Source organism: Saccharibacter sp. EH611 (genome assembly GCF_009834765.1).
Classification (GTDB): Bacteria; Pseudomonadota; Alphaproteobacteria; order Acetobacterales; family Acetobacteraceae; genus Saccharibacter.
The window spans coordinates 1-6,587 of record NZ_WVHP01000020.1 but is presented as its reverse complement, the minus strand read 5'-3'; the positions used below and the strand labels follow the sequence as shown (position 1 = coordinate 6,587).

8 protein-coding genes are annotated in these 6,587 nt (G+C 54.8%); all 8 read right to left on the bottom strand.

Annotation, left to right across the window (positions count from 1 at the left end):
- Positions 1–2,078 (bottom strand): hypothetical protein (locus tag GS535_RS05325; protein WP_160799172.1); only part of this gene is annotated, 2,078 nt, incomplete at its 3' end.
- Complete coding sequence (locus GS535_RS05320) at positions 2,075–2,761, bottom strand: DUF2612 domain-containing protein (protein WP_160792598.1); 687 nt, start codon at positions 2,759–2,761, stop codon at positions 2,075–2,077. The genes GS535_RS05325 and GS535_RS05320, both read right to left, overlap by 4 nt.
- Positions 2,761–3,984, bottom strand: a complete 1,224-nt coding sequence (locus GS535_RS05315) for a baseplate J/gp47 family protein (RefSeq protein ID WP_160792599.1) — start codon at positions 3,982–3,984, stop codon at positions 2,761–2,763. Before GS535_RS05315 ends, GS535_RS05320 begins: the two co-directional genes overlap by 1 nt.
- Positions 3,971–4,324, bottom strand: a complete 354-nt coding sequence (locus GS535_RS05310) for a hypothetical protein (protein WP_160792600.1) — start codon at positions 4,322–4,324, stop codon at positions 3,971–3,973. Before GS535_RS05310 ends, GS535_RS05315 begins: the two co-directional genes overlap by 14 nt.
- 252 nt (positions 4,325–4,576) lie before the next feature.
- Positions 4,577–5,077, bottom strand: a complete 501-nt coding sequence (locus tag GS535_RS05305; protein ID WP_160792601.1) for a hypothetical protein — start codon at positions 5,075–5,077, stop codon at positions 4,577–4,579.
- 133 nt (positions 5,078–5,210) lie between these two features.
- Positions 5,211–5,834 (bottom strand): phage baseplate assembly protein, encoded by a 624-nt coding sequence (locus GS535_RS05300; RefSeq protein WP_160792602.1) that lies wholly within the window; start codon positions 5,832–5,834, stop codon positions 5,211–5,213.
- A 62-nt stretch (positions 5,835–5,896) separates the two neighbouring features.
- Positions 5,897–6,151, bottom strand: a complete 255-nt coding sequence (locus GS535_RS05295) for a hypothetical protein (RefSeq protein ID WP_160792603.1) — start codon at positions 6,149–6,151, stop codon at positions 5,897–5,899.
- A partial coding sequence (locus GS535_RS05290) for a phage antirepressor KilAC domain-containing protein (protein WP_160799171.1) occupies positions 6,148–6,587 on the bottom strand: 440 nt, incomplete at its 5' end. The genes GS535_RS05290 and GS535_RS05295, both read right to left, overlap by 4 nt.

The window sequence follows — 6,587 nt, the reverse complement described above, 5'->3', positions numbered from 1 at the left end:
GCCTGTCCTGTGACGTTCAACGTCCCATTGACGGTCGTATTGTCATGGTTATCGACTTGGATGGGCACATGGAAATTTCCACCACCATCACGCAGGACAAGCCGTCCCCAGGTTGTTCCGTTTTTCGTTTCATTGACGAGTTGAAGGAAGAACTGTTCGTCCGCTAAAGCCGCTCCGACCGGCTGGGTCAGCTCAAGGCTTCCCTGTTGGAATGTGCCTGTTGAATAAAGCGCCCCCGTGAGGTTCCCACCTGACAGCGGCAAATAAGCGGCCTGCGCTTCAGGTTTGGTGAGGAAGTCGCGCCCTTGCGCGTCCGTAACATGCCCATGATTGTCGATTTGAAGCGCGACGAAGTAATTGCCGCCATTGTCTTTTAAAACAAGACGCCCGGTGGTGGTGCCCGTTTTGGCATTATTGGCAAGCTGGAGGAAGAACTGCATGTCCCAAAAGCCAGCGCCAATAGGCATCGTCATTTGCAGATCGCCTTGCTGGAACGTGCCTTGGGACAAGACAGAGCTTTGAAACCCGGCCTGTCCTGTGACGTTCAACGTCCCATTGACGGTCGTATTGTCATGGTTATCGACTTGGATGGGCACATGGAAATTTCCACCACCATCACGCAGGACAAGCCGTCCCCAGGTTGTTCCGTTTTTCGTTTCATTGACGAGTTGAAGGAAGAACTGTTCGTCCGCTAAAGCCGCTCCGACCGGCTGGGTCAGCTCAAGGCTTCCCTGTTGGAATGTGCCTGTTGAATAAAGCGCCCCCGTGAGGTTCCCACCTGACAGCGGCAAATAAGCGGCCTGCGCTTCAGGTTTGGTGAGGAAGTCGCGCCCTTGCGCGTCCGTAACATGCCCATGATTGTCGATTTGAAGCGCGACGAAGTAATTGCCGCCATTGTCTTTTAAAACAAGACGCCCGGTGGTGGTGCCTGTTTTGGCATTGTTGGCAAGCTGGAGGAAGAACTGCATGTCCCAAAAGCCAGCGCCAATCGGCATCGTCATTTGCAGATCGCCTTGCTGGAACGTGCCTTGGGACAAGACAGAGCTTTGAAACCCAGCCTGTCCTGTGACGTTCAACGTCCCATTGACGGTCGTATTGTCATGGTTATCGACTTGGATGGGCACATGGAAATTTCCACCACCATCACGCAGGACAAGCCGTCCCCAGGTTGTTCCGTTTTTCGTTTCATTGACGAGTTGAAGGAAGAACTGTTCGTCCGCTAAAGCCGCTCCGACCGGCTGGGTCAGCTCAAGGCTTCCCTGTTGGAATGTGCCTGTTGAATAAAGCGACCCCGTCAGATTCCCACCTGACAGGGGTAGATAAACCGCCTGAGCTTCAGGTTTGGTGAGGAAGTCGCGCCCTTGCGCATCCGTAACATGCCCATGATTGTCGATTTGGATTGGCACATGGAAATTGCCGCCGCCGTCACGTAAGACCAGTCGTCCCCAGGTTGTGCCAGCGTTGTTGTCGTTCACAAGCTGGAGATAGAACTGCTCACCGCTCAGTGCTGCGCCGACCGGTTGGGTCGCATAGACATTCTCAGATGGGCTAAATGTGCCACCCGAAAATAAAGCTCCCGACATCGTTCCGCCAGAGAGGGGGAGCAAAGCCGCTTCCGCCGCTTGAGCGCGTTGGGTTTCAGCTGTTAGAGCAGCCCCAATGGTGTCTATGCTGTTTGTTAAAGAGCTCCAAGAACCAGAACTTCCCTTTGTTGGATCATCGCCATTGTTATCTGCGATTGACACAAAAAGGTGCGTTGGGTCGTTCGGATGAGAGACTAATGACCCTCTAGGATAACCACCAATCTGCTGAGCATAAGAAGCACTAAATGGTCTGACCAAGCCTGCCTCAGACGCGCGAACGGATTGAGAAAGCATATTGAGAATGCCGTTCATGTCTTCGCCGTAAGGCGGCACGCCGCCTGCTGCAATGGGTGTGAAGGTTTCTTTGGGGAAGCCGAGAGCCAGTGAGGCGCGGCCAATGGCTGTTTTGCTGGGAGGAATTTGTGTGAGCGTGCCGCTATCGGCCTGCGCTCCGAAAGGGGTGGGGAAGAGTGGGGAGCTGTCGGTTTGTTTCATGTCAGGTGAACCTGCTGGTAAAGGATCGTGACGCCAGACGGACGAGGCAGAGCGCCGCTTTGCTGAATGATTGTCGCATCAAGCGGGGAGAGCGGCCAGCTATGGCAGATCGTCATCGTGCCGTTCGCTTCTGCGAGCGATGTCGCGTCAAAGAAGATGCCGTTATTGAAGGTATGGGGCGTGTCAGCGCCTCTTTTGGCTTCTGAGAAACCCAGATAGTCGTTAGCTGGTGTGCCTTCGGAGAGGTAGATCATCCCTCGGTCGCCAAAGATCAGCATGAGGATACGGTTGATGTCGGCAATAGAGCCGCTGGAGATATTGGCCGCCGCTTTGGCCATAATCAGCCTGCGATACGCGTCATCGGCGAGAGCGAAGTTCTGCGTGCTGGTGGGGCCATTGTAGAAAACCCCCTCATTGAAAGGCCGCGCCGTTCCGGTGCTGTCATTGGCCTCGTCAAAGCCGAGATAGCGCGGTTGAGGCACTTTCTGCACACGCCCCACACCCACGATGCGGCCCCAGACATCCAACCCCCAGCCCTTGGCGGTGTCGATGTTCCAGACGTCGTTATAGAAGCGCTCGATAAGGGCGTGCGGATCAGCGGCTTGGTTGAAGCTGTCGATCAGCGAGAGAAGGCGCGGAGAATTGGCATATTGCGCCAAGATGGTACTGCGGAGATCGTCCATTACACAAGCTCCACCGTAATCGTTGCCGGGGTGACGGTTGGGAGCTGATTGATGGGCAGGCGCAGGCGCGTCTGGTTCGTCAGACTGTCCGTGTTGAGCGTCAAAGAGAGCACCTCGGCCCAGTCGCCTAACGCATCGACAGCAGCTGAGAGGCGGGACGCATAGAGGGTGCCACCCATGCGAGCACGGTAGCGACCAGATTGCAGCACGCCCATAACGGCGTTCTGCACCTGTGTGAGCGCGTCAGACGGCACGCTGTCGGACTGCTCCAATGTCACAGCGACGGTTACAGGAACGGGCTGCGGTCGGTCATAACGAAAGGTGTAAGAGGGGCTGTTCCCCGCGTAAACCGGGTTCGTGTCCTGCACGGTGACAAGACGGTCGCCCATCGTGGCAATACCGGGCGGCTTTTTGGCAAGGATCGCTTGGCCAATAGCGTTCTCCGCCCCGCCTTCGACAAGCACATAAAGTGCGTGTGGCTCCATCGCCACCCCGCTGATCGTTGTTGCGTTGCCGCTGGGATTATCCATCACGTAAGCGTCGGTGACACCATCCAGCTCCAGTAAGGCCCCCATCAGAGACGCGTTCTGGCTGCGGCTATTGGCCGCCACAGAGTTCCGCCGTCGCGTCTCAAAGTCTGTTCGGTTCTCGGCGTCGCTGCCCATAGAGCCGGGGGCGGGGTTGGTGAGCGAGGCCAAGCCTAGACCGCCTTGATAGAGCTGGAGGCTTTTAGCAGGGCACGGGATGGCGCCGGGGGTTGTGCAGGCAAGATCAAGAGAGACGGTGGCGCTTTGTGGCAATGTGACGGGCGCGGTCGTGGCATACTGCACGCCGCTTGTGTCAGAGGCGATGATGGTGCCTGCACTGATCGTCTGGCCTGCGCCGTTAATGACGGCCTGAACGGTTGCGGTTGTGGGAGTAGCAGGGCGGCGCTGCATGAAGTAAATCCGCCCGATGGCCTCTTGCATCCGTCCAGAAGAAAAGGCGGGATCGACGCCGTTAAAGAGGGCAAGCATGGCAGCAAACGCATCGCCCAGCACGGCGGTGTCGGACAAAGCGAGCTGGCCTTGCGGGGTATTAAGAGCAGGGTTGGCTGTGCCACCGAGGGCTATGTTGACGTCGCTCAGACGCCCAGAAAGAATGTCCTGCTCAGAGGGCGCGACAAAGCCTGTCTCGGTCAAGCTGGGCGATGGCACGGCTGTTTGTGGATCAGAAAGCGACATAGGCGGTGCGTCCGTTTGTTGCCGTGATGACGAGAATGCCTGTCTGGCGGCGTTGGGATGTGGGGGCGAGGAGATGGCACGTCACAGCGGCCACACCGGGCACAGCTTGGACGGCCTGTTCAATATCGGCGGCGTAAAAGGGACTGGTGGGCTTACCGGCTAAAAGCGCATCGTCATACGATACGCCGAGGCTCTGGTCATACAGAACCTCGCCAAGCCATGTTTGGGCTGCCGAGCACGCATCTTGAAGAACGCTGTGCGCGTCAGATGCCACAGCGAGGTTGCCGGTATCATCAAGCCCAATGTCCCAGCTATCCGCATCGAGGAGGAGGGAGGTCATGGGGATTCTCCATAAAAAAAAGCCGCCCTAAAGAGCGGCATAATGGCGGTTTTGTGGGGTTGTTGACTCTTAATGAGGGGTACGCTCTGCTTTTTGCGAAAGGAGCTTATAATGAGCGATAAGAAAAATACGTCTTCAGAAAATGTAAAAGTTTTAGCGAAATCGCTTTTGGACGCGGGGACGGTTGATCCACGCAACAGTCCAAAAGCTCATATTATAAAACCGATGGCGATGGATAGCATGCCCGAAGAGTTAAAAAAGCCAAGCCATGACACTTGCAATGGGGGGAATAAGAACAAGTAAAACCCATGTGGTCTGAAGCAACAGTCTATCTTTACAAAGTTTTTGCGTATTAAAAAAAACTGTTGCTTCAATAAATTGTGTAAAGCGCTTGATATGGTCTTCTTTGGTTAATGGCGTTGGGTCGATTTCCATAATAGCGTTAAAGGCCTCTGCGTTTACAGCCTTGGTTCTAAGAGCGGTAGGGTAAAGGCCGGCAATGCAAACAAACGCTACAGCCGTATAGCCAATGCCAATTAGGAGACAAGCAAGTGCGTGATGGGTGCCAGAAAATGCAGCTGTATAAAAAGCCGTGCATAAGGTAATAGTGAGGGTAAGAGCCGAGCTTAGGCGTCCTTTAAGGCGCTCGTGTGCAGACATAACCTCTTTATAGGCCTCTTCAGCAGAGGAATGTTGTGTCTCGAGAAGCCAGATTTTAAGCTCATCGCGCTTATTATCTTCGGTGGTTGTCACGGCTTATTTCCTTTCCTTAATGGCATAAAGAGGCTCTTCCTGCTGAGAGCATGAAAACTGTAATATCTGGCTTGGCGCAACAGGAGACCCAGCATTCACCTTGAGGAAAGCCATATCTGCGACCGTTCCGAGATTAAGTAGGTTTTCCGCTGTTTCCGCTTCCCGGTTGCACGCCACCGTGGGTGTGATTTTTCAATGAGACGCCCCCGGCTGTGATGTCCCCTGTCGTGGTGATATCGCAATTAGCAGCGATAGACGCCGCGTCAATCTCTACTTTTCCCGGCGTGACGATCCGAACCCCTTCATCAGTGAATTGCACGTACTGATTGGGGGCCTCATTGAGGAAGCCGCCGACATAGACGCAATCATTTAGGGAATAATGGCGTGTTGAGGCGGGAGGGGACGGCTGGCGCGTGGTTACGACATTGGTTTGATCCCGCCCCGCGATGACGACAAAGCCAATGTCCCCCGGTTTTGGGTCAACAATCACAGCAGAAGTGCCGCCCTGTATGCGGAGGTAAGGGACGCCGTAGATAAGTTCACGTTGGCGTGGTCTGCCCGTTGCGTCTTGTATTTCGACAAGTGGCACGACATCCACTTTCCCCGTGAGTGAAACACCCTCGCCATGCACGGCCTCAACGCGTACGAGTATAGGCGAACCCATTGCCCCGAGGGTGTTTTGAACGAGAGAGATTACACTATTCTTGACGGAGTTCTTTGTTGTTGAGCGGCGGAGAAAAGGGGGCGGTGCTGTCATGATGAGGGTTCTTGCTTTTGAGATAAAAAAAGCCGCCCCGGTGTGGAGCGGCTTGTTGGGGGTTAGTCTTTCCCGCCTTTGATGAGGCGAAGCCTATCTCTGGTGTTTCGGGCCTTTCGCACTGTGGACGACCCAAAGCGGCGGCCTAGCTCTATGAAATGCTCAACAAGAACACCTCCACCACGGGCAGCCTCCATTGCGAGCTGAACGGCAGCGTTGAGACACTCATAGCTGTGTCTTTCCCGCAGCTTGTATATCCGCGCGATGAGGTCGTTATTTTCAGGAGTAGGCGGAAGAGGAGGTAGGTTCTTGCTCATGCTGCGATCTCCTTCCGTGAGGCGAACACGCCTATCTTTGCAGAAAGCTTTGTTAAGCCTTTTTGCGTAATCATGGGCTGGCCGTAGGTTTCCCGACCCGTGGTTTTATGGAAGACCGTGACCTGCTTTACATCCATATACCCGTCCTTAATTGGCTTTGCATAAGCGAGCTTGCGGCCAGAGGATGAATGCACATAAAGCCACTTGATCGGGCTTTGCACGAGCTTCTGGATGAAAAGCTTTTCAGGCCACCCGCACAGTTTGGCGCTATCACGGAGAGTGAAGAGACCGTCTGTGTTGGCGAGTTCATCGAAGGCGCTGGCTTTGGGGAGTACATCCTTTAGTTGTGCATCGCGATCCTTAATCGTCTTGTCTGCCAATTGAAGGGCACGAGCCATGAGCGTTTCGGGGGTGTCCTCTTGGTGCGTTGCCATAT

Coding starts and splice junctions, on each gene's coding strand:
- GS535_RS05320 (WP_160792598.1), bottom strand. CDS start 2,761: ATGGACGATCTCCGCAGTACCATCTTGGCGCAATATGCCAATTCTCCG.
- GS535_RS05315 (WP_160792599.1), bottom strand. CDS start 3,984: ATGTCGCTTTCTGATCCACAAACAGCCGTGCCATCGCCCAGCTTGACC.
- GS535_RS05310 (WP_160792600.1), bottom strand. CDS start 4,324: ATGACCTCCCTCCTCCTCGATGCGGATAGCTGGGACATTGGGCTTGAT.
- GS535_RS05300 (WP_160792602.1), bottom strand. CDS start 5,834: ATGACAGCACCGCCCCCTTTTCTCCGCCGCTCAACAACAAAGAACTCC.
- GS535_RS05295 (WP_160792603.1), bottom strand. CDS start 6,151: ATGAGCAAGAACCTACCTCCTCTTCCGCCTACTCCTGAAAATAACGAC.